This is a genomic window from Pseudomonas sp. NPDC088322, from assembly GCF_044740745.1.
GTDB classification, from domain to species: Bacteria; Pseudomonadota; Gammaproteobacteria; order Pseudomonadales; family Pseudomonadaceae; genus Aquipseudomonas; species Aquipseudomonas shirazensis.
The window spans coordinates 256,463-278,337 of record NZ_JBIURK010000006.1 but is presented as its reverse complement, the minus strand read 5'-3'; the positions used below and the strand labels follow the sequence as shown (position 1 = coordinate 278,337).

At 62.6% G+C, this 21,875-nt stretch carries 19 protein-coding genes and 1 other RNA gene; 18 read left to right on the top strand and 2 right to left on the bottom strand.

The window, feature by feature from the left end:
• Positions 1-4: 4 nt before the first annotated feature.
• Both ACIOAU_RS17780 and ACIOAU_RS17775 read right to left on the bottom strand, forming a co-directional pair.
• Positions 5-376, bottom strand: coding sequence for a YraN family protein (locus ACIOAU_RS17780; RefSeq protein WP_401183651.1), 372 nt, complete (start codon positions 374-376; stop codon positions 5-7).
• Positions 376-2,190, bottom strand: a complete 1,815-nt coding sequence (locus ACIOAU_RS17775; protein WP_150572132.1) for a penicillin-binding protein activator — start codon at positions 2,188-2,190, stop codon at positions 376-378. Before ACIOAU_RS17775 ends, ACIOAU_RS17780 begins: the two co-directional genes overlap by 1 nt.
• A gap of 187 nt (positions 2,191-2,377) precedes the next feature.
• On the opposite strand from ACIOAU_RS17775, the gene rsmI reads away from it, so the two are divergent.
• The 18 genes from rsmI (at position 2,378) to lpxC (ending at position 21,816) form a co-directional block, all read left to right on the top strand.
• On the top strand, positions 2,378-3,253 hold the full coding sequence (gene rsmI / locus ACIOAU_RS17770; protein ID WP_401183648.1) for a 16S rRNA (cytidine(1402)-2'-O)-methyltransferase: 876 nt from the start codon (positions 2,378-2,380) through the stop codon (positions 3,251-3,253).
• Between the two features lie 67 nt (positions 3,254-3,320).
• An RNA gene (gene rnpB, locus ACIOAU_RS17765) (RNase P RNA component class A) lies at positions 3,321-3,680 on the top strand.
• A gap of 308 nt (positions 3,681-3,988) precedes the next feature.
• Positions 3,989-4,444, top strand: a complete 456-nt coding sequence (gene mraZ / locus ACIOAU_RS17760) for a division/cell wall cluster transcriptional repressor MraZ (protein WP_101321998.1) — start codon at positions 3,989-3,991, stop codon at positions 4,442-4,444.
• The gene (rsmH, locus tag ACIOAU_RS17755; protein WP_150570640.1) at positions 4,441-5,388 is read left to right on the top strand and encodes a 16S rRNA (cytosine(1402)-N(4))-methyltransferase RsmH; all 948 of its coding nucleotides are present in this window, start codon (positions 4,441-4,443) and stop codon (positions 5,386-5,388) included. The genes mraZ and rsmH overlap by 4 nt, the downstream gene beginning before the upstream one ends.
• On the top strand, positions 5,385-5,678 hold the full coding sequence (ftsL, locus tag ACIOAU_RS17750) for a cell division protein FtsL (protein WP_101321996.1): 294 nt from the start codon (positions 5,385-5,387) through the stop codon (positions 5,676-5,678). Before rsmH ends, ftsL begins: the two co-directional genes overlap by 4 nt.
• A complete protein-coding gene (locus ACIOAU_RS17745) occupies positions 5,678-7,426 on the top strand; it encodes a penicillin-binding protein 2 (RefSeq protein ID WP_178080843.1) in 1,749 nt (582 codons plus the stop codon). The genes ftsL and ACIOAU_RS17745 overlap by 1 nt, the downstream gene beginning before the upstream one ends.
• Positions 7,426-8,913, top strand: coding sequence for a UDP-N-acetylmuramoyl-L-alanyl-D-glutamate--2,6-diaminopimelate ligase (locus tag ACIOAU_RS17740; protein ID WP_401183645.1), 1,488 nt, complete (start codon positions 7,426-7,428; stop codon positions 8,911-8,913). The genes ACIOAU_RS17745 and ACIOAU_RS17740 overlap by 1 nt, the downstream gene beginning before the upstream one ends.
• Positions 8,906-10,273, top strand: a complete 1,368-nt coding sequence (murF, locus tag ACIOAU_RS17735; protein ID WP_401183642.1) for a UDP-N-acetylmuramoyl-tripeptide--D-alanyl-D-alanine ligase — start codon at positions 8,906-8,908, stop codon at positions 10,271-10,273. Before ACIOAU_RS17740 ends, murF begins: the two co-directional genes overlap by 8 nt.
• Entirely contained in the window at positions 10,273-11,355 is a 1,083-nt protein-coding gene (mraY, locus tag ACIOAU_RS17730; protein ID WP_101321992.1) for a phospho-N-acetylmuramoyl-pentapeptide-transferase, read from the top strand. Before murF ends, mraY begins: the two co-directional genes overlap by 1 nt.
• Before the next feature lie 6 nt (positions 11,356-11,361).
• Complete coding sequence (gene murD / locus ACIOAU_RS17725) at positions 11,362-12,708, top strand: UDP-N-acetylmuramoyl-L-alanine--D-glutamate ligase (protein ID WP_401183780.1); 1,347 nt, start codon at positions 11,362-11,364, stop codon at positions 12,706-12,708.
• Positions 12,705-13,922 (top strand): putative lipid II flippase FtsW, encoded by a 1,218-nt coding sequence (gene ftsW / locus ACIOAU_RS17720; protein ID WP_101321991.1) that lies wholly within the window; start codon positions 12,705-12,707, stop codon positions 13,920-13,922. Before murD ends, ftsW begins: the two co-directional genes overlap by 4 nt.
• A complete protein-coding gene (murG, locus tag ACIOAU_RS17715) occupies positions 13,912-14,991 on the top strand; it encodes an undecaprenyldiphospho-muramoylpentapeptide beta-N-acetylglucosaminyltransferase (protein WP_401183638.1) in 1,080 nt (359 codons plus the stop codon). The genes ftsW and murG overlap by 11 nt, the downstream gene beginning before the upstream one ends.
• Complete coding sequence (gene murC, locus ACIOAU_RS17710) at positions 14,984-16,438, top strand: UDP-N-acetylmuramate--L-alanine ligase (protein WP_101321989.1); 1,455 nt, start codon at positions 14,984-14,986, stop codon at positions 16,436-16,438. The genes murG and murC overlap by 8 nt, the downstream gene beginning before the upstream one ends.
• Positions 16,435-17,391 (top strand): D-alanine--D-alanine ligase, encoded by a 957-nt coding sequence (locus tag ACIOAU_RS17705; RefSeq protein WP_103438473.1) that lies wholly within the window; start codon positions 16,435-16,437, stop codon positions 17,389-17,391. The genes murC and ACIOAU_RS17705 overlap by 4 nt, the downstream gene beginning before the upstream one ends.
• Before the next feature lie 5 nt (positions 17,392-17,396).
• Positions 17,397-18,266 (top strand): cell division protein FtsQ/DivIB, encoded by an 870-nt coding sequence (locus tag ACIOAU_RS17700; RefSeq protein ID WP_101321987.1) that lies wholly within the window; start codon positions 17,397-17,399, stop codon positions 18,264-18,266.
• Positions 18,267-18,280: 14 nt separating this feature from the next.
• On the top strand, positions 18,281-19,540 hold the full coding sequence (gene ftsA, locus ACIOAU_RS17695; protein WP_101321986.1) for a cell division protein FtsA: 1,260 nt from the start codon (positions 18,281-18,283) through the stop codon (positions 19,538-19,540).
• A gap of 55 nt (positions 19,541-19,595) precedes the next feature.
• Entirely contained in the window at positions 19,596-20,792 is a 1,197-nt protein-coding gene (ftsZ, locus tag ACIOAU_RS17690; protein ID WP_101321985.1) for a cell division protein FtsZ, read from the top strand.
• A 112-nt stretch (positions 20,793-20,904) separates the two neighbouring features.
• Complete coding sequence (lpxC, locus tag ACIOAU_RS17685; RefSeq protein WP_101321984.1) at positions 20,905-21,816, top strand: UDP-3-O-acyl-N-acetylglucosamine deacetylase; 912 nt, start codon at positions 20,905-20,907, stop codon at positions 21,814-21,816.
• Positions 21,817-21,875: the final 59 nt, after the last annotated feature.

Sequence of the window (21,875 nt, the reverse complement as noted above, 5' to 3'; positions counted from 1 at the left end):
GGGTTCAGCATTCGAAGGCGTTTTTCAGCCATTGCAGCGGTTGCCCTGCATGGCCGCTGCCTTGTAGAGCGATGACATCGACGCGGCAGGGGTGATTGGCCCAGCGGAACTCCTTGTGCAGAAACATGCTGGCGGCCAGCGCCAGGCGTTGCTGCTTGCGCCCATCGATACTGCCGAGGGCGCCGCCGAAGTCTGCGTGCAGCCGATAGCGGACTTCGACGAATACTACTGTATCGGCGTCGAGCATGACCAGATCAAGCTCGCCTCCCTTGCATCGCCAATTGCGCGCCAGCAACTGCAGACCTTGCCCGAAAAGATACTCCAGGGCGTAGTCCTCAGCATCCTGGCCGGCGCGACCAGGCGATGCCGCCTGCATCAGCGCGGCGTGTCCGGCAGGCGTTTGACCTGGCCGCCGGCGAACTCTGCCCATGGCAGTTGACGCTCGATGCGCTGGCTCGGGTTCATGCTCAAGCTGCCGGACAGGCCCTGTACGCGGTTGTCAGGCAGTGCCTTCAGTTGGCCCAGACGCGGTGCCAGGCTATACGCATCAACGCCCATCGCATAAAGCCGGCCGAGGCTGCCAGCGGCTTGTGGCCACTGCTGCACGACTTGTTGGCGCAGGCTGTTGCTGCTGTCGAGCAGCCACGGCGTTTCGCAGAAGCGGATGCCGGTCATGTCGTTGTACTGGTTGACGTCACCGCTGGCGCTGTACAGGTTGGAGGTGGCGTAGACCGGCACATCCCCTGCGTACTGGAAGTTCAGCGTCGGCTTGATCTGTTGCGCCTGCTGCGGGGTGGCAGCGAGGAAGATGAAGTCGATGTCCTGGCGGCGTGACGGCTGTGCGGCAATGTTGCCACCGACCGTGCTTTGCAGGCTCTTGGCACGGCCTTCACTCTGGCGCAGCTGGAACAGCTCGGCGATTTGCTGGGCGAGGGCGACCGGCTGGGCGATACGCTCGGCAGCCAGCAGGGTGCCGCCGTTGCTTTCCCAGTCCTTGCGGAAGGCGGCCAGCACGCGGTCGCCCCATTCGCCGCTCGGCACCAGCGCAACAGCGCGGACCAGGCCGTCGGCGCGTGCACGGCGCGACACTTCACGGGCTTCGTCTTCTGCGGCAAGGCCAAACTGGAACAGCTGCGGCGGTGCGCTCTGGCCTGCTTCGGCGTAGTTCAGGGCCAGGGTCGGCAGTGGCAACTGCGGGTAGGCGGCGAGCTTTTTCACCAGCGGTTTTTCCAGCGGGCCGACTACCAGTTGCACGCCATCGGCCTGAGCCTGGCGGTAGAAATCGTCCAGCGAGCTGATCCGCGAGCTGTCATAGACCTGGATCGCAGGTGCCTGTTGGCCTGCCTGCTGGGCCTGGAAGTGCGCGGCCATGAAGCCATCGCGCAAGGCGCGGGCGACGCCTGCCAGCGAGCCTTCCTGAGGCAGCAGCAGGGCGATCTTGGTCAGGGGCTGGCTGGCCAGTTCCTTGAGTTTGCTCAGCGCGGTCGGCAGTTGCTTGGCTGCGGGGTGCTCTGGATGCTGGTTGCGCCAGGCGTCGATCGCAGCCTGTTGCTGCTCCAGCGTGCCGGCGCTTTTTACCGCCAGGGCCAGGCTGGTCCAGCCGGCCAGGGTGTCGTTGCCAGTCGATTGCAGCTGCTCGGCAGGCAAGGCAGCGACCAGTGCCCAGATCGCGTCGTTGTTGGCGCTGGCCGCCTGGCCGCTGAGCAGAGGCGCCAGTTGCACCCGCTGCTGCGCTGCGGCCAAGGTCTGGCCATCGGCTTCGAGGGCAGCGGCATGCACGCTGTAGGTGCGCACTTGCAGCTCAGCCGGCATCTCGCCCAGACGCTGCAGGCTAGGGTGGGCGAGGGCGGTCAGGGCAGCTTTGGGCTGATTGCGGCTCATGGCCAGCTCAGCGCTCAAGGTGCTGGCGAACACCTGCTGAGCAGGCTTGAGCGGGTCCAGTGGTACCTGTTCGAGAATCCGCGCTGCGCGTGGATAGTCCTTTTGCTTGTAGGCCAGGTCGGCAGCGCTCAGGCGCAGCAGGGCTGCGTCCTCGGGCGACTTGCTGGTGGCTGCCTGCTCGAGCAGTTGCTCGATACTGGCGTCCGGGGTGCGCGGGAGTTCGCCCAGGCTGGATGAGGGCGAGCTTGCGCAAGCTGCCAGCAAGGCAGCGAGGCAGAGGGCTGTGAGCAGCCGCAGACAAGCGATCATGTAAAAGTCCTGTTACTCGATCTGGTTGGCCGACGATTGTACCCAACCACTGGCCGGGGCGCGATGTCGCTGACGTGCAACCTTCACTATAGGTGGCCTGAAGCGGGCCGCCGGTGAAGATGTTTGCGCCCTGTTACCGGTGCTCGGGCTACAATGGCGCCTTTGATCCGAAAGACAGGTGCGCGCAGTGACAGATGTAGCAGGGGCTTCGAAATCCACCACAGGCACGCTGTACGTGGTGGCCACGCCGATCGGCAACCTCGATGACATGAGTGCCCGCGCGCTCAAGGTGCTGGCGGATGTAGCCTTGATCGCCGCCGAAGACACCCGCCATTCAATCCGCCTGATGCAGCACTTCGGTATCAACACGCCGCTGGCTGCCTGCCATGAGCACAATGAGCGCGACGAGGGCGGGCGTTTTCTGACTCGCTTGCTGGCGGGCGACGATATTGCGCTGGTCTCTGACGCTGGCACGCCGCTGATTTCCGACCCGGGTTATCACCTGGTGCGCCAGGCTCGCGCTGCCGGCGTGAAAGTGGTGCCGGTGCCCGGCGCCTGCGCGCTGATTGCTGCGTTGTCGGCCGCTGGCTTGCCGTCTGACCGGTTTATCTTCGAAGGCTTTCTGCCTGCCAAGACTGCTGGGCGGCGTGCCCGCCTGGAACAGGTTAAGGAAGAGCCGCGCACGCTGATCTTCTATGAGGCCCCGCACCGCATTCTGGAATGCCTCGATGACATGCAGGCGGTGTTCGGTGCGGATCGCCCGGCGCTGCTTGGGCGTGAGCTGACCAAGGCGTTCGAAACACTCAAGGGCCTGCCGCTGGGCGAGTTGCACGCGTTTGTTGCCGCCGACAGTAATCAGCAGCGCGGCGAATGCGTGGTGTTGGTGGGGGGCTGGAGTGCGCCCGAAGACGAGCAGGCGATCAGCACCGAGGCGCAGCGCGTTCTGGACTTGCTGTTGGCGGAATTGCCACTCAAGCGCGCAGCGGCGCTGGCAGCGGAAATTACCGGGGTGCGCAAGAACCTGCTGTATCAGGCGGCCCTGGAAAAGCAGAAAGCCAATTGAGCATTAGCGACATCCTGTTGCTCTAAAGCTTGTTCTTGAGCGCGCCTGACGTTACCCTTGTCGGCGGAGAGTCGATTGGACAGTCGCTGCCTTCTTTTGTTCCGCAAAAGAGGGGGGAGGAAAGTCCGGGCTCCATAGGGCAGAGTGCCAGGTAACCCCTGGGAGGCGTGAGCCTACGGAAAGTGCCACAGAAAATAACCGCCTAAGCACTTCGGTGCCGGTAAGGGTGAAAAGGTGCGGTAAGAGCGCACCGCGCGACTGGCAACAGTTCGTGGCTAGGTAAACCCCACTCGGAGCAAGACCAAATAGGGTTCCATTAGGCGTGGCCCGCGTCGGAACCGGGTAGGTTGCTAGAGGCGTCCAGTGATGGCCGTCGTAGAGGAATGACTGTCCTCGACAAAACCCGGCTTATAGATCGACTCTCCACCTCTCCCTCCCTGCTGTAATCGACGGCAGAAGCACCTTGGTAATACCGAAAAAATCTTACTCTTAATAAATCACTTTAACTTCGGTCGCTATCTGACTGAGTTCGCACATTTTTTGCCCGCCATTTTTCCTTCTTTTTATCTTCCTTCATCTCTTTGTTGAGCTAAATCTCCGCCGTGTAAGGGATTTCCCTACGAGCGCGCCTTGACGGTGTACCGGGCGGATTCCTATAGTGTGCGCAAGTGGCAGAAAGTGGGTTGAAGTGGGTTTTCTGGCCTAAAAACGATAACATTGTGGGGAATCGCAGCCGTGTTCCGCGGAGCCAATGCCGTCAGCCTTGATGCAAAGGGCAGACTCGCCATGCCGAGTCGGTACCGTGACGAGTTGGATTCGCGTTGCCAGAGCCAGTTGATCGTGACCATCGATGCAGTCGATCGCTGCTTATGTGTATATCCCCTCGATGAGTGGGAACAGATAGAAGCCAAGTTGCGTGCCTTGCCGTCTTTGCGTGAGGAAAACCGCCGCCTGCAGCGCTTGCTGATCGGTAATGCGGTAGACCTGGAGCTCGATGGCAGTGGCCGTTTTCTGGTACCGCCGCGCCTGCGTGAGTACGCCAATCTGGACAAGAAGGCGATGTTGGTGGGGCAGCTGAACAAATTTCAGCTGTGGGATGAGGATGCCTGGAACGCGGTTTCGGCAGACGATCTTGCAGCTATTCAACAACCGGGCGCTTTGCCTGACGAATTGCGTGACCTGATCCTGTGACCATAGATAGCGGCTTCAACCACATCACCGTGCTGCTCGACGAAGCTGTCGAGGCACTGGCCCTGCGCGCCGATGGCTGCTACCTCGATGGTACCTTCGGCCGCGGTGGCCACAGCCGCCTGATCCTCAGCAAGCTGGGGCCGCAGGGGCGGCTACTCGGGTTCGACAAAGACCCACAAGCGATTGCCACGGGGCAAGCGCTGGCGGCCGAAGACGGCCGCTTCGTCATTGTGCAGCGCAGCTTTGCCGAGCTGGGCGAAGAAGTAGCCGAGCGCGGCCTGGCCGGCAAGGTCAGCGGCGTGCTGCTGGACCTAGGTGTGTCTTCACCGCAGCTTGATGACCCCGAGCGCGGCTTCAGCTTCCTCAACGACGGCCCGCTGGACATGCGCATGAACCCTGCGCAAGGCATCAGCGCCGCCGAGTTCATCGCCACCGCCCCGGCTGAAGAGATCGCCCGCGTATTCAAGCAGTACGGTGAAGAGCGCTTCTCCGGGCGTATGGCCCGGGCCGTGGTCGAGCGCCGCGAAAAGCAGCCGTTCACCCGCACGGCCGACCTGGCTGAAGTGCTCAAGGTCGCCAACCCGGCCTGGGAAAAGGGCAAGAACCCCGCGACCCGCGCCTTCCAGGGCCTGCGCATCCACGTCAACAACGAGCTTGGTGACCTGGAGGCGGGCCTTGAGGCTGCGCTGGAGTCACTGGAGATCGGTGGCCGCCTGGTGGTGATCAGCTTCCACTCGCTGGAAGACCGCATCGTCAAACTGTTCATGCGCAAGCTAGTCAAGGGCGAGGCGGACAACCTGCCGCGCAACCTGCCCGTGCAGCACACCGTCTTCGAGCCAAAAGTGCGCTTGATCGGCAAGGCGCAGTTCGCCTCCGAGGCCGAGCTCAAGGCCAACCCCCGCTCACGCAGCGCAGTCATGCGCGTTGCGGAGAAGCTCCGTTGAGCAAGCTCTTCGCCAAGCCATTGCCCGGCGGCAGCTCGCTGATGCTGCTGCTGTTTATCGCTGTGCTGGTTTCAGCGGTGGCGGTGTCCTACAGCGCGCACTGGAACCGGCAACTGCTCAACACCTTGTTTGGCGAACTGAACGAGCGTGACAAGGCGCAGGCAGAATGGGGCCGGCTGATCCTTGAGCAGAGCACCTGGACTGCCCACAGCCGCATCGAAAGCCTGGCCAGCGAACAGCTGAAAATGCGTGTTCCGGCCGCCGACGAAGTGCGGATGGTGGCGCCATGATGAAACTCGAAGGCGCACTCTACCCTTGGCGCTTCCGCGTCGTGATCGGCCTGCTGGCGCTGATGGTCGGTGCCATCTGCTGGCGCATCATCGACCTGCAGGTCGTCGACCGTGCCTTCCTCAAGGGCCAGGGCGACGCCCGCAGCCTGCGCCACATTCAAATTCCGGCACACCGCGGGCTGATCACTGACCGTAACGGCGAGCCATTGGCGGTCAGTACGCCAGTCACCACGCTGTGGGCCAATCCCAAGGAAATGCAGGCGTACAAGGAGCGCTGGGCGCAACTGGCGGCTGTGCTTGGGCAAAATCCGCAACAACTGACCGAGCGCCTCACCCAGCAGGCCAACAAAGAATTCATCTATCTGGTGCGCGGGCTTACCCCTGAGCAAGGCCAGCAGGTGCTCGACCTGAAAGTGCCGGGTGTGTACGGCCTCGAAGAGTTCCGCCGCTTCTACCCGGCCGGTGATGTTACCGCGCACATGGTTGGCTTTACCGACCTTGACGACCACGGTCGCGAAGGGGTCGAGCTGGCCTATGACGAATGGCTCGCCGGCGTGCCTGGCAAGCGCCAGGTGATCAAGGACCGGCGTGGCCGCTTGATCAAAGACATTCAGGTCACCAAAAACGCCAAGGCCGGTTCGACCTTGGCGTTGTCGATCGACCTGCGCTTGCAGTATCTGGCTACGCGCGAACTGCGCAACGCCATTGCCGAGCAGGAAGCCAAGGCCGGCAGCCTGGTGATCATGGACGTCAAGACCGGCGAAGTGCTGGCCATGGTCAACCAGCCTACCTACAACCCGAACAACCGCCGCAGCATGGTCCCGGCCGCGATGCGCAACCGGGCCATCATCGATGTGTTCGAGCCGGGCTCGACGGTCAAGCCGCTGTCGATGAGCGCTGCATTGCAGAGCGGCCGCTGGAAACCGACCGACAAAGTCGAAGTGTATCCGGGCAGCCTGCAGATCGGTCGCTACACGATCAAGGACGTTTCGCGCAGCGAGGGCCCGGTGCTCGACCTGACCGGGATCCTGATCAACTCCAGTAACGTCGGCATGAGCAAGATCGCCTTCGACATCGGCGGCGAAGCCATCTACCGGGTGATGTCGCAGCTGGGTCTGGGTCAGTACACCGGCCTGGGCTTCCCTGGCGAGCGCGTCGGCAACCTGCCTAACCACCGCGAATGGCGCAAGGCCGAGACGGCGACCCTGTCCTATGGCTACGGCCTGTCCGTGACCGCATTGCAGCTGGTACACGCCTACGCCGCACTGGCCAACGACGGCAAGATGGTGCCGTTGAGCATCGTCAAGGTCGACAAGACCCCTGACTTCACCCAAGTGGTGCCCAAGGAAACCGCCGAGACCATCCAGGGCATGCTCCAGCAGGTGATCGAAGCCCCGCGCGGTGTCTACCGCGCGCAGGTGCCGTTCTATCACGTTGGTGGCAAGTCCGGTACGGCGCGTAAGGCCACCGTCGGCTCCAAGGGCTACACCGAAAACGCCTACCGCTCGCTGTTCGCTGGCTTCGGCCCGATGAGCGATCCGCGTTACGCCATCGTCGTGGTCATCGATGAGCCGAGCAAAGGCGGCTACTTCGGTGGCCTGGTCTCGGCACCGGTATTCAGCAAAGTCATGTCCGGGACCCTGCGGTTGATGAACGTACCACCAGATAACCTGCCACCGCCTGCACCCGTTGCGCCTGCCGTACCGGCGCAAGTGAATGCCGCCGTAGCCAAAGGAGGGCGTGGTTGATGACGATGCCATTGAGCAAGCTGTTTGCCCATGCCAGCCGCGATCCGATGATCCGCGAGTTGACCCTGGACAGCCGGGCCGTGCGCCCGGGCGATCTGTTCCTGGCCGTGCCAGGTGCGCTGGTCGATGGTCGTGACCATATCGCCGACGCCTTGCAGCGCGGCGCGGCTGCCGTCGCTTATGAAGAGCAGGGCGCCACCGTGCTGCCGCTGACCGACGTTGCACTGATTCCGGTCAAGGGCCTGATCGCGCAGCTGTCGGAGATTGCCGGGCGTTTCTACGGTGAACCGAGCCGTCAGCTCAACCTGATCGGCGTCACCGGCACCAATGGCAAGACCAGCGTGACCCAGTTGCTGGCGCAGGCGCTGGACGCCCTCGGCCAACGCTGCGGCCTGATCGGCACGCTGGGCACCGGTTTCTCCGGCGCGCTGCAGAGCGGCCGCTTGACCACGCCTGACCCGATTGCAGTACAGGCAACCCTGTACGACCTGAAAAAAGCCGGCGCCAAAGCCGTGGCCATGGAAGTGTCGTCGCATGCCCTGGAACAGGGCCGCGTTGCCGCCCTGGCCTTCGACATCGCCGTGATGACCAACCTGTCCCGTGATCACCTCGATTACCACGGCAGCATGCAGGCGTATGAAGCGGCCAAGGCCAAGCTATTTGCCTGGCCGAACCTGCGTAGCCAGGTGGTCAATCTGGATGATGAGTTCGGTCGGCGCCTGGCCGAGGACTTTGCTCGCAAGCCAATCGCCGATCACGTCGAGACTCGCTTGCTCAGCTACAGCCTGGAAAATCCAGAAGCTTCGCTGTACTGCCGCGAAGCCAAATTCGACGACGACGGCGTGCGTGCGGTGCTGGTTACGGCACAGGGTGAAAGCATACTGCGCAGCCAGCTGCTCGGTCGCTTCAACCTGAGCAACGTGCTCGCCGCGATTGCCGCGCTGATGTCGCTGGATTATTCGCTGGACGAAATTCTCAAGGTCGTGCCAACCCTGCAAGGGCCGGTCGGCCGTATGCAGCGCTTGGGCGGCGGTAATAAACCGCTGGTGGTGGTCGACTACGCGCACACCCCGGATGCCCTTGAAAAAGTACTCGAAGCCCTGCGCCCACACGCCCACGGCAAACTGCTGTGCCTGTTTGGTTGCGGCGGTGACCGTGACCGCGGCAAGCGCCCGTTGATGGCTGAAGTCGCCGAGCGGCTGTCTGACCGCGTGTTGGTTACTGACGATAATCCACGCACTGAAGAGCCTGCGGCCATCTTCGACGATATTCGCCCGGGCTTTGCCAAACCGTCAGAAGTCAGCTTCGTCGCTGGCCGCGGCGCCGCGATCGCGCAGTTGATCGCCTCTGCTGCGGCCGACGACGTGATCGTGCTGGCCGGTAAAGGCCACGAGGACTATCAGGAAATTCACGGTGAGCGCCATGCGTTCTCCGATCTGGTTGAAGCCGAGAAAGCCCTGGCAACCTGGGGGAGCCCACATGCTTAAGCCCTTGAGCCTGAGCCAACTGATCGCAGCGCTGCATGCGCGCCTGGTTGGCAGCGATGTCAGCTTCGATGGCGTCAGCATCGACAGCCGCAGCGTCGGCGCCGGCCAACTGTTCGTTGCCCTTACCGGCCCGCGCTTCGATGGCCATGATTACCTGGCTGATGTACAGGCCAAGGGCGCCGTCGCGGCGCTGGTCGAACGTGAGGTCGAAGGCGTCGATCTGCCGCAACTGGTTGTCGCTGATTGCCGTGTGGCGCTAGGTCAACTGGGCGCGCTCAACCGTGCCGGGTTCGACAAGCCAGTAGCAGCCATCACCGGCTCCAGCGGCAAGACCACTGTGAAAGAGATGCTTGCCTGCATCCTGCGCACCCGTGGCCCGGTGCTGGCGACCCGCGGCAATCTCAACAATGATCTGGGTGCACCGCTGACCCTGCTGGAAATCGCCAGTGAGCACAGCGCGGCAGTCATCGAACTGGGTGCGTCGCGCCTTGGCGAGATTCGTTACACCGTTGGCCTGACCCAGCCTCAGGTGGTCATCCTCAACAACGCCGGCACCGCCCACGTTGGCGAGTTTGGCGGCCCGGAAAAAATCGTCGAGGCCAAGGGCGAGATCCTTGAAGGCCTGGGCGAGGGTGGCACTGCGGTGCTCAACCTGGACGACAAGGCGTTTGCCATCTGGCACAAACGTGCTGGCGACAAACGCGTGCTGAGCTTCGCCCTGAACAACCCGCAGGCGGATTTTCACGCCAGCGATATCGGTCGCGATGCCCGTGGCTGCCCGGCGTTCACCTTGCATAGTGCCGCCGGTTCGGTGGCGGTGCAGTTGAATCTGCTCGGCACCCACAACGTCAGCAACGCCCTGGCTGCAGCGGCTGCTGCCCATGCCTTGGGCGTGAGCTTGCCCGGTATTGCCGCTGGCCTGAACGCGGTGCAGCCGGTCAAGGGCCGTACGGTCGCGCAGATCACTGCCAACGGCGTGCGCGTGATCGACGACAGTTACAACGCAAATCCCACCTCGATGTGTGCGGCCATTGATATACTCGCCGGCTTTTCCGGGCGCACCGTTCTGGTGCTCGGGGATATCGGCGAACTGGGTCAATGGGCGCAGGAAGGCCACCAGCTGGTGGGCGACTACGCACGCGGCAAGGTCGATGCCTTGTACGCGGTAGGTAGCAACATGACTCATGCGGTCCGGGCGTTTGGCGCCGAAGGCCGACATTTCGCAACTCAGGCTGAGCTGATCGACGCTGTTAGCAGCGAAACCGCCAGCGACACCACAATCTTGATCAAGGGCTCGCGCAGCGCTGCGATGGAAAACGTCGTGGCTGCACTGTGCGGTGTCAGCGGGGAGAAACATTAATGCTTTTGCTGTTGGCTGAGTATCTACAGCAGTTCCATAAAGGCTTTGCGGTCTTCCAGTACCTGTCCCTGCGCGGGATTCTGGGTGTTCTGACTGCTTTGTCGCTGTCGCTGTGGCTGGGCCCCTGGATGATTCGCACCCTGCAGATCCGTCAGATCGGCCAGGCAGTGCGCAACGATGGTCCGCAATCGCACCTGTCCAAGTCGGGTACACCGACCATGGGCGGCGCGTTGATCCTGTCTGCAATCACCATCAGTACCTTGCTTTGGGCTGACCTGAGCAACCGCTACGTGTGGGTCGTGATGATCGTCACCCTGTTGTTCGGCGCGATTGGCTGGGTCGACGACTACCGCAAGGTCATCGAGAAAAATTCGCGTGGCCTGCCAAGCCGCTGGAAGTACTTCTGGCAATCGGTGTTCGGCCTGGGCGCGGCGGTGTTCCTCTTCATGACCGCGCCGACCAGCGTCGAAACCACCTTGATCGTACCGTTTGCCAAGGACGTCACCATCGCCCTGGGCATCGGTTTCGTGGTGCTGACCTATTTCGTCATCGTCGGCTCGAGCAACGCGGTAAACCTGACTGACGGCCTCGACGGCCTGGCGATCATGCCAACGGTCATGGTCGGCGGCGCGCTGGGGATCTTCTGCTACCTGTCGGGTAACGTGAAGTTCGCCGAGTACCTGTTGATCCCTTATGTGCCAGGCGCTGGCGAGCTGATCGTGTTCTGCGGCGCGTTGATCGGTGCCGGCCTGGGCTTTCTCTGGTTCAACACCTATCCGGCTCAGGTGTTCATGGGCGACGTCGGCGCACTGGCGCTGGGCGCTGCTCTGGGCACCATCGCCGTCATCGTTCGGCAGGAAATCGTCCTGTTCATCATGGGCGGTGTGTTTGTCATGGAAACCCTGTCGGTGGTGATCCAGGTCGCCTCCTTCAAGCTGACCGGCAAGCGGGTGTTTCGTATGGCGCCGATTCACCACCACTTTGAACTCAAGGGTTGGCCCGAGCCACGGGTGATTGTCCGTTTCTGGATCATCACCGTGATTCTCGTGCTGGTCGGCCTTGCCACCCTGAAGCTGAGGTAGATGAGCGTGTCATTGATCGCTTCCGACCAATTCCGCATCGTTGTCGGCCTCGGCAAGAGCGGCATGTCCCTGGTTCGCTTCCTGGCGAGCCGGGGCATTGCCTTTGCGGTCGCCGACACGCGCGAGCAACCGCCGGAACTGGAAACCTTGCGCCGGGACTACCCGCAGGTGGAAGTACGCTGTGGTGAACTGGATGTCGACTTCCTCTGCCGCGCCAACGAGCTGTACGTCAGCCCGGGCCTGGCGCTGGCGACGCCTGCCTTGCAGGCTGCTGCCGCGCGCGGAGTAAAGTTGTCTGGTGATATCGAGCTGTTTGCCCGTAACGCCAAGGCGCCGATCATCGCGATCAGCGGCTCCAATGCGAAAAGCACGGTGACAACGCTGGTGGGCGAGATGGCGGCCAAGGCCGGCAAGCGTGTGGCGGTTGGCGGCAATCTCGGAACGCCGGCGCTGGACCTGCTTGACGACAGCATCGAGCTGTACGTGATGGAGCTGTCCAGCTTCCAGCTGGAAACCACTGACCAGCTCAACGCCGAAGTGGCCACCGTGCTCAATATCAGCGAAGACCACATGGACCGCTACAGCGGCCTGCCGGCCTATCACCTGGCCAAGCACCGGATCTTCCGCGGTGCCCACCAGGTTGTGGTCAACCGTCAGGACGCGCTGAGCCGGCCACTGCCGGTTGAAGGCCGGCCATGCTTCAGCTTTGGTTTGAATACGCCGGACTTCAAGGCTTTTGGCCTGCGCGAAGTCGAGGGCGAAAAATACCTGGCCTTCGAATTCCAGAACCTGCTGCCGGTGCGCGAGCTGAAGATCCGTGGCGCGCACAACCAGAGCAATGCGCTGGCCGCACTGGCCCTAGGGCATGCCGCGGGCCTGCCGTTCGAGCCGATGCTTGCAGCGCTGCGCGAATTCGCCGGCCTGGCGCACCGCTGCCAGTGGGTGCGCGAGCACAACGCTGTCAGCTGGTACGACGACTCCAAGGCGACCAACGTCGGTGCGGCCCTGGCCGCCATCGAAGGGCTGGGCGCCGACATCGACGGCAAGCTGGTGCTGATCGCCGGCGGCGACGGCAAAGGCGCTGACTTTGCCGCCTTGCGCGAACCCGTCGCACGCTACTGCCGCGCAGTAGTGTTGCTGGGCCGTGACGCTCAGCGTCTGGGTCAGGCCTTGGCCGAGCAAGTACCGCAGATTTACGTCAACACCCTTGATGAAGCTGTGCTGCAGTGCGCTGCGCTGGCGCAGCCCGGCGATGCCGTGCTGCTCTCGCCAGCCTGTGCCAGCCTCGACATGTTCAAGAACTTCGAGCAGCGCGGGCAACTGTTCGCGCAAGCGGTGGAGGGCCTGGCATGATCTTCGGCATCCTCAAACCGTATCCGTCGCCACTGATCAGTGGCCGTGGCATCGATCTCGATTTCGCTTTCCTTGCCGGCTGCCTGGCATTGCTCGGCCTGGGCCTGGTGATGATCACCTCGGCCTCGTCGGAAGTGGCTGCGGCCCAGTCGGGCAACCCGCTCTACCACATGTACCGCCACCTGGTGTACGTGGCCATCGGCCTGGCCGCCGGCGGCGTGACCATGCTGGTGCCGATCGCCACCTGGCAGCGCATGGGTTTCATGATGCTGATCGGCGCCTTTGGCTTGCTGGTGTTGGTACTGGTGCCCGGTATTGGCCGTGAAGTGAACGGTTCGATGCGCTGGATTGGTTTCAGCTTCTTCAACGTGCAGCCGTCGGAGATCGCCAAGGTCTTCGTGGTGATCTATCTGGCTGGCTACCTGGTACGCCGTCAGCAGGAAGTGCGTGAAAGCTGGATGGGCTTCTTCAAGCCGTTCATCGTGCTGTTGCCGATGGCCGGGCTGCTGCTGATGGAGCCGGACTTCGGCGCCACTGTAGTGATGATGGGCGCGGCTGCCGCGATGCTGTTCCTCGGCGGGGTGGGGTTGTTCCGCTTCTCGCTGATGGTGGTGCTGGCGGTGGTGGCCGTGTTCGTCCTGGTGCAGGCCCAGCCGTATCGGATGGCGCGGCTCATCACCTTTACCGACCCGTGGTCCGATCAGTTCGGTTCCGGCTACCAGTTGACCCAGGCGCTGATCGCCTTTGGTCGCGGTGAGTGGTTGGGGGTTGGCCTGGGCAACAGCGTACAGAAGCAGTTCTACCTGCCCGAAGCGCATACCGACTTCGTCTTCTCGGTACTGGCTGAAGAGCTCGGCGTGGTCGGCACCCTGTGCACCGTGGCGCTGTTCGTGTTCGTCACCGTACGTGCCTTGTACATCGGCCTGTGGGCCGAAAAGGCCAAGCAGTACTTCGCTGCTTATATGGCGTTCGGCCTGGCATTCCTGTGGATTGGTCAGTTCCTGATCAACATCGGCGTGAACGTCGGCCTGCTGCCGACCAAGGGCCTGACCCTGCCGTTTCTCAGTTACGGCGGCAGCTCGCTGGTGATTTGTTGCGCCTGCGTCGGCTTGTTACTGCGCATCGAGTGGGAGAGTCGCACCCACCTGGGCAGCGAAGAGCATGAATTCAACGAAAGCGATTTTGCCGAGGAGACCAGCAATCATGGCCGCTGACGGTAAAAACGTACTGATCATGGCCGGCGGCACCGGTGGCCACGTGTTCCCGGCGCTGGCCTGCGCCCGCGAATTCCAGGCGCGCGGCTATAGCGTGCACTGGCTGGGTACCCCGCGCGGCATCGAAAACGAGCTGGTGCCACAAGCGGGTCTGCCGTTGCACCAGATTCAGGTCAGCGGCCTGCGTGGCAAGAGCAAGCTGTCGCTGCTCAAGGCGCCGTTCACCCTGATCAAGGCCGTACTGCAGGCGCGCAAGATCATCGCCCAGCTCAAACCAGTGTGCGTGATCGGCTTTGGTGGCTATGTCACCGGCCCCGGCGGCGTCGCTGCCAAGCTGTGCGGCGTGCCACTGGTGATTCACGAGCAGAACGCCCGCGCCGGCACTGCCAACCGTCTGTTGGTACCACTGGCTGCGCGGGTCTGCGAAGCCTTCCCGGACACCTTCGCCGCCAGCGACAAGCGCCGTACCACGGGTAACCCGGTACGTCCGGAGCTGTTCCTCGACGCCCAGCGCGCCCCACTCGGCGAGCGCCGGGCACGGCTGTTGGTGCTGGGCGGCAGCCTGGGTGCGGAACCATTGAACAAATTGCTGCCTAAGGCCCTGTCGGAAGTAGCCCCTGAGCTGCGTCCGGAAGTGTTCCACCAGGCTGGCAAGCAACATGCGCCGATCACCGCCGAGCGTTATCGCGAGGCTGGCGTCGAGGCGCAGGTCGAGCCGTTCATCAAGGACATGGCCCATGTCTACGGCTGGGCCGATCTGGTCGTGTGCCGGGCCGGTGCCCTGACCGTCAGCGAACTCGCGGCGGCAGGCCTGCCCTCGATGCTGGTGCCATTGCCGCACGCCATCGACGACCACCAGACCCACAATGCCCATTATCTGGCCCGGGAAGGCGCTGCCTTCCTGCTGCCACAAGCGACAACTGGCGCAGCGCAACTCGCTGACCGCCTGAACGAGGTGCTGATGCAACCCGAGAAACTCAACACCATGGCCGGCACCGCACGGCGCCTGGCCAAGCCTGCTGCAACCAGCACCGTAGTCGATATCTGCCTGGAGGTGGCCCATGGTTGAAGCGCAGAAAGCCATGCCGCAACCAAAGATGGGCCGTATTCGCCGTATCCACTTCGTCGGTATCGGCGGTGTGGGCATGTGCGGCATTGCCGAAGTCCTGCTCAACCTGGGCTATGAAGTGTCTGGCTCCGACCTCAAAGAGTCGCCGGTCACCCAACGCCTGCAGTCGTTCGGCGCACAGATCTTTGTCGGCCACCGTGCCGAGAACGCCGCCAATGCCGATGTGCTGGTGGTGTCCAGTGCGATCAACCCGGCCAACCCGGAAGTCGCCACTGCGCTGGAGCGTCGCATCCCGGTAGTACCGCGTGCGGAGATGCTCTCCGAGCTGATGCGCTATCGCCATGGCATTGCCGTGGCCGGCACCCATGGCAAGACCACCACCACCAGCTTGCTGGCCTCGGTGTTCGCCGCCGGTGGGCTGGATCCGACCTTCGTCATCGGTGGTCGTCTGACCGCAGCGGGCACCAATGCCCAGCTCGGCGCCAGCCGTTACCTGATTGCCGAAGCAGATGAAAGCGATGCCAGCTTCCTGCACCTGCAACCGATGGTTGCCGTGGTCACCAATATCGATGCCGACCACATGGCCACCTACGAAGGCGACTTCAACAAACTGAAGAAGACCTTTGTCGAGTTTCTGCACAACCTGCCGTTCTACGGGCTGGCAGTGATGTGCCTGGATGACCCGGTGGTGCGCGAGATCCTGCCGCTGGTGAAGCGTCCGACCGTGACCTACGGCTTCAGCGATGAGGCGGACATCCGCGCCATCAATGTGCGCCAGCAGGGCATGCAGACCCATTTCACCGTGCTGCGTCGCGACTGCGAGCCGCTCGATGTGTCGGTCAACATGCCTGGCAACCACAACGTCCTCAACGCGCTGGCGACCATTGCCATCGCCACTGACGAAGGCATCAGCGATGCCGCCATCGTTCAGGGACTGTCGGGCTTCCAGGGGGTCGGTCGACGCTTCCAGGTGTATGGCGAACTGCCGGTCGAAGGCGGCGACGTGATGCTGGTCGACGACTACGGTCACCACCCAACCGAAGTGGCTGCCGTGATCAAGGCCGTGCGCGGCGGCTGGCCGAGCCGGCGCCTGGTGATGGTCTATCAGCCGCACCGCTATAGCCGCACCCGTGACCTGTATGACGACTTCGTTCAGGTCCTGGCCGACGCCAACGTGCTGCTGTTGATGGAAGTCTACCCAGCCGGTGAGGAGCCGATCCCGGGCGCCGACAGCCGTCAGCTGTGCCACAGCATCCGCCAGCGTGGTCAGCTCGACCCGATCTACATCGAGCGCGGCGTCGAGCTGGCGCCGTTGGTAAAGCCCCTGCTGCGTGCCGGCGACATCCTGCTGTGCCAGGGCGCCGGTGACATTGGTGGCCTCGCCCCACAACTGATGAAGAGCCCGCTGTTTGCCGGTGCCGTCGCCAAACAGGAGAAGCCACAATGACCGCCACTTACGCCCAACTGCACTCGACGCTCGACGTCACCGCCTTTGGCCGCGTAGCGGTGCTGTACGGTGGCAAGAGCGCCGAGCGCGAAGTGTCGCTCAAATCCGGTGAGGCGGTAATCGGCGCGCTGCAAAGCGCCGGTGTCGACGTCGTGGCCATCGATGTTGGTGATGATCTGCTCGAGCGTCTGCAGCGCGAGAAGATCGATCGCGCCTTCATCATCCTGCACGGCCGTGGCGGTGAAGACGGCAGCATGCAGGGCCTGCTCGAGTGCCTCGGCATCCCTTATACCGGTAGCGGCATCCTCGCTTCGGCGTTGGCCATGGACAAATTGCGCACCAAGCAGGTGTGGCAAAGCCTGGGTATTCCAACCCCGCGTCACGCGGTATTGGCCAGCGAACAGGACTGTATTGCAGCCGGCACGGAACTGGGCTTCCCATTGATCGTCAAACCGGCCCATGAAGGCTCAAGTATCGGCATGGCCAAGGTGAACAGCACGCAAGAGCTGGTCGCCGCCTGGCAAGACGCCGCCAAGTACGACTCGCAAGTCCTGGTCGAGCAATGGATCCACGGCCCGGAGTTCACCATCGCCGTATTGCGTGGCCAGGTGCTGCCGCCGATCGCCCTCGGTACGCCGCATGTGTTCTACGACTACGACGCCAAATACATCGCCAATGACACCCAGTACCGCATTCCGTGCGGGCTGGACAGTGTCAAGGAACAAGAACTGATCGATCTGACCGCGCGCGCCTGTGATGCCATCGGCATCGAAGGCTGGGGCCGGCTGGATGTAATGCAGGACGAGCAGGGCCGCTTCTGGCTGCTCGAAGTAAACACCGCGCCAGGCATGACTGATCATAGCCTGGTGCCCATGGCGGCCCGCGCGGCCGGCCTGGACTTCCAGCAGTTGGTGCTGGCGATCCTGGCTGCCAGCGTCGAGACGCGAGGTTAATCAGCATGCAAGGCGCGATGCTTCGTCAGCAGCCTCCTGCACCCGGCCGTAACAAGCCGGTGCCGCGCGGTGCCAGCCGAATGGTGGCCCAGGAGCCGATGTCTGCGCGCCTGCCCAAGGCCAACTTCAGCGTGCTCAAGCGCTTGCTGTGGCCGGTGCTGCTGGTGGCTGCGGGCTTTGCTGCCTACGAAGGCGCTGTGCGGTTGATGCCTTACGCTGACCGGCCGATCACCAAGATCGCCGTGCAGGGTGACCTCAGCTACATCAGCCAGCAGGCGGTGCAGCAACGTATCGCCCCGTTTGTAGCGGCCAGCTTCTTCAGTGTCGACCTGGGCGCGATGCGTGCCGAGCTTGAACAGATGCCATGGATAGCCCACGCCGAAGTGCGCCGGGTCTGGCCGGACGAAGTGGTCATTCGCCTGGAAGAACAACTGCCCGTGGCGCGCTGGGGGGATCAGGCGTTGCTCAACAACCAGGGCGAAGCGTTCACCCCGCGCGAGCTGGCCAACTACGAGCACCTGCCGCAGCTGTTCGGCCCGCAGCGCGCTCAGCAACAAGTCATGCAGCAGTATCAGGTGTTGAGCCAGATGCTGCGCCCGATGGGCTTCTCGATTGCGCGGCTGGAGCTGCGTGAACGTGGCAGCTGGTTCCTGACCACCGGTGCCGGCAGTGCCGGCCCAGGTATCGAACTGCTGCTCGGGCGCGACCATCTGGTCGAAAAGATGCGCCGTTTCATTGCCATATACGACAAGACACTCAAAGAGCAGATCACCAATATCGCCCGCATTGATCTGCGCTACGCCAACGGCCTGGCTGTTGGCTGGCGGGAACCGATTGCACCGACGACGGCCCAACCCGCCGTTGCGAAGAATTAGAGAGAGGCAGGACCATGGCAAACGCGCATAGCGGCAAAATGATCGTCGGGCTGGACATTGGCACTTCCAAGGTGGTGGCGCTGGTCGGGGAAGTCGGCGAAGACGGCACCCTGGAGATTGTCGGGATCGGCACTCATCCTTCCCGCGGCCTGAAGAAGGGCGTGGTGGTGAACATCGAGTCGACCGTGCAGTCGATCCAGCGTGCCGTCGAAGAAGCCCAGTTGATGGCGGGCTGCCGCATTCACTCGGCCTTTGTCGGTGTGGCCGGCAATCACATCCGCAGCCTCAACTCGCACGGCATCGTCGCGATTCGCGACCGCGAAGTCAGCACGGCCGACCTCGAGCGCGTGCTCGACGCTGCCCAGGCGGTGGCGATTCCGGCTGACCAGCGCGTGCTGCACACCCTGCCGCAGGACTACGTGATCGACAACCAGGAAGGCGTTCGCGAGCCGCTGGGTATGTCGGGCGTGCGTCTGGAAGCCAAGGTGCACGTGGTGACCTGCGCGGTCAACGCGGCGCAGAACATCGAGAAGTGCGTACGCCGCTGCGGCCTGGAAATCGACGACATCATCCTCGAGCAACTGGCCTCGGCCTACTCGGTGCTGACCGATGACGAGAAAGAACTCGGCGTGTGCCTGGTCGACATCGGCGGTGGCACCACCGATATCGCCATCTTCACCGAAGGCGCGATCCGCCACACCGCAGTGATCCCGATTGCCGGCGACCAGGTCACCAACGACATCGCCATGGCCCTGCGTACACCGACTCAGTACGCCGAAGAAATCAAGATTCGCTACGCCTGCGCCCTGGCCAAGCTGGCCGGTGCCGGCGAAACCATCAAGGTGCCAAGCGTTGGCGACCGGCCGCCGCGCGAATTGTCGCGTCAGGCCCTGGCCGAGGTGGTCGAGCCGCGCTACGACGAGCTGTTCACCCTGATTCAGGCTGAGCTGCGTCGCAGCGGCTACGAAGACCTGGTCCCAGCCGGCATCGTCCTCACCGGCGGCACGGCGAAGATGGAAGGCGCGGTGGAGCTGGCCGAAGAGATTTTCCACATGCCCGTACGCCTCGGCGTCCCGCACAGCGTGCGTGGCCTCAGCGACGTGGTACGCAACCCGATTTACTCCACCGGTGTGGGCCTGCTCACCTACGGTCTGCTCAAGCAGTCCGAGGACCTGACCCTGACCGGCAATAGCAACAGCAGCAACAGCTATGGCGAGGAACCGAAGGCTCCAGTGCTTGAGCGTCTCAAGCGTTGGGTCCAGGGCAACTTCTAAGTTTCAAAGCAGTAGTGGTAGGCGAAACAACTAGAGAACTGTAAGGAGAGGGAAAATGTTCGAGCTCGTAGACAACGTCCCGCAAAGCCCGGTCATCAAGGTGATCGGCGTCGGTGGTGGTGGTGGCAACGCCGTCAATCACATGGTCAAAAGCAGCATTGAAGGCGTCGAGTTCATCTGCGCCAACACTGATGCCCAGGCGCTGAAAAGCATTGGCGCACGGACCATTCTGCAACTGGGTACTGGTGTTACCAAGGGCCTTGGTGCCGGTGCCAATCCGGAAGTCGGTCGTCAGGCCGCGCTGGAAGACCGTGAGCGCATTGCCGAGGTGCTGCAGGGCACCAACATGGTCTTCATCACCACTGGCATGGGTGGCGGTACCGGTACCGGTGCAGCGCCGATCATCGCCGAAGTGGCCAAGGAAATGGGCATCCTCACCGTTGCGGTGGTGACCCGTCCATTCCCGTTCGAAGGCCGCAAGCGTATGCAGATCGCCGATGAAGGCATCCGCATGCTGGCTGAAAGCGTCGACTCGCTGATCACCATCCCCAACGAGAAGCTGCTGACCATTCTCGGCAAGGACGCCAGCCTGCTGTCGGCCTTTGCCAAGGCTGACGATGTGCTGGCAGGTGCCGTGCGCGGTATCTCCGACATCATCAAGCGTCCCGGCATGATCAACGTCGACTTTGCCGACGTGCGCACCGTGATGGGCGAGATGGGCATGGCTATGATGGGCACTGGCTGCGCCAGCGGTCCGAACCGTGCGCGCGAGGCCACCGAAGCGGCCATTCGCAACCCGCTGCTCGAAGACGTCAACCTGCAGGGTGCCCGCGGTATCCTGGTGAATATCACCGCAGGTCCTGACTTGTCGCTGGGCGAGTACTCCGACGTCGGTAGCATCATCGAAGCCTTCGCCTCCGACCACGCGATGGTCAAGGTCGGTACCGTGATCGACCCGGACATGCGCGACGAGCTGCACGTAACCGTCGTGGCCACTGGCCTGGGTGCGCGCATCGAGAAGCCGGTCAAGGTTGTCGACAATACTTTGCAGACCGCTCAAGCGGCCTACGAGGCGTCGAACCCGGCTCCAGCTCGCCAGGAGCAGCCAGCGGTCAACTACCGTGACCTGGAGCGTCCAACCGTGATGCGTAACCAGGCCCATGCAGGTGCCGCCGCAGCCGCTAAACTCAACCCGCAAGATGACTTGGATTACCTGGACATCCCAGCCTTCCTCCGTCGTCAGGCTGATTGATGGAATTTATCAGGGCTATAAAGGTGATTGGTATTCAGCAAAGGACGGGTCTGTTATCATCCTCAGCCTTTGTTGATACCAATTCGCAATTTGCGCTGAAGCGGCCAATGCCATGATTAAACAACGCACCCTGAAGAACATTATCCGTGCCACAGGTGTCGGTCTGCACTCCGGTGAGAAGGTCTACCTGACCCTCAAGCCTGCGCCTGTGGATACCGGCATCGTCTTCCGCCGCGCCGACCTCGATCCTGTGGTCGAGATTCCGGCTCGTGCGGCCAACGTTGGCGAGACAACCATGTCGACGACGTTGGTCAACGGTGACGTCAAGGTCGATACGGTCGAGCACTTGCTCTCCGCCATGGCGGGTCTGGGCATCGATAACGCCTACGTCGAGCTCTCCGCCTCGGAAGTGCCGATCATGGATGGCAGCGCCGGTCCCTTTGTATTCCTGATTCAGTCTGCCGGCCTGGAAGAGCAGGACGCAGCCAAGAAGTTCATCCGCATCCTGCGGGAAGTGTCAGTGGAGGATGGCGACAAGCGCGCAACCTTCCTGCCTTTCGAAGGGTTCAAGGTGAGCTTCGAGATCGACTTCGATCACCCGGTCCTCAAGGACCAGACCCAAAGTGCCAGCGTCGACTTCTCCAGCACCTCGTTCGTGAAAGAAGTCAGCCGTGCACGGACCTTCGGGTTCATGCGCGACATCGAGTATCTGCGCGAGCAGAATCTGGCACTGGGTGGCAGCGTCGATAACGCCATCGTTGTCGATGAGACTGGCGTGCTCAACGAAGACGGCCTTCGCTCCGAAGACGAGTTCGTCAAGCACAAGATTCTCGATGCCATCGGCGATCTGTATCTGCTCGGCAACAGCCTGATCGGCGAGTTCAAGGGCTACAAGTCCGGACACGCGCTGAACAACCAGCTGCTGCGCAAGCTGATTGCAGAAAAAGATGCCTGGGAAGTGGTCACCTTCGAAGATGCCAGTACGGCACCGATCTCCTACATGCGCCCTGTTGCGGCTGTGTAAGTTCGAACACTCTCTAGTTCATTGAGGCCACCTTCGGGTGGCCTTTTTATTGCGCCAGA

Excerpts from the sequence above, each read along its gene's own strand:
- murF (WP_401183642.1), top strand. The coding sequence starts at position 8,906 with ATGCTTAAGCCCTTGAGCCTGAGCCAACTGATCGCAGCGCTGCATGCG.
- murG (WP_401183638.1), top strand. The coding sequence starts at position 13,912 with ATGGCCGCTGACGGTAAAAACGTACTGATCATGGCCGGCGGCACCGGT.
- lpxC (WP_101321984.1), top strand. The coding sequence starts at position 20,905 with ATGATTAAACAACGCACCCTGAAGAACATTATCCGTGCCACAGGTGTC.
- ACIOAU_RS17780 (WP_401183651.1), bottom strand. The coding sequence starts at position 376 with ATGCAGGCGGCATCGCCTGGTCGCGCCGGCCAGGATGCTGAGGACTAC.
- ACIOAU_RS17740 (WP_401183645.1), top strand. The coding sequence starts at position 7,426 with ATGACGATGCCATTGAGCAAGCTGTTTGCCCATGCCAGCCGCGATCCG.
- ftsW (WP_101321991.1), top strand. The coding sequence starts at position 12,705 with ATGATCTTCGGCATCCTCAAACCGTATCCGTCGCCACTGATCAGTGGC.
- mraY (WP_101321992.1), top strand. The coding sequence starts at position 10,273 with ATGCTTTTGCTGTTGGCTGAGTATCTACAGCAGTTCCATAAAGGCTTT.
- ACIOAU_RS17705 (WP_103438473.1), top strand. The coding sequence starts at position 16,435 with ATGACCGCCACTTACGCCCAACTGCACTCGACGCTCGACGTCACCGCC.
- ACIOAU_RS17700 (WP_101321987.1), top strand. The coding sequence starts at position 17,397 with ATGCAAGGCGCGATGCTTCGTCAGCAGCCTCCTGCACCCGGCCGTAAC.
- ACIOAU_RS17745 (WP_178080843.1), top strand. The coding sequence starts at position 5,678 with ATGAAACTCGAAGGCGCACTCTACCCTTGGCGCTTCCGCGTCGTGATC.
- ftsA (WP_101321986.1), top strand. The coding sequence starts at position 18,281 with ATGGCAAACGCGCATAGCGGCAAAATGATCGTCGGGCTGGACATTGGC.
- ACIOAU_RS17775 (WP_150572132.1), bottom strand. The coding sequence starts at position 2,190 with ATGATCGCTTGTCTGCGGCTGCTCACAGCCCTCTGCCTCGCTGCCTTG.
- murC (WP_101321989.1), top strand. The coding sequence starts at position 14,984 with ATGGTTGAAGCGCAGAAAGCCATGCCGCAACCAAAGATGGGCCGTATT.
- ftsZ (WP_101321985.1), top strand. The coding sequence starts at position 19,596 with ATGTTCGAGCTCGTAGACAACGTCCCGCAAAGCCCGGTCATCAAGGTG.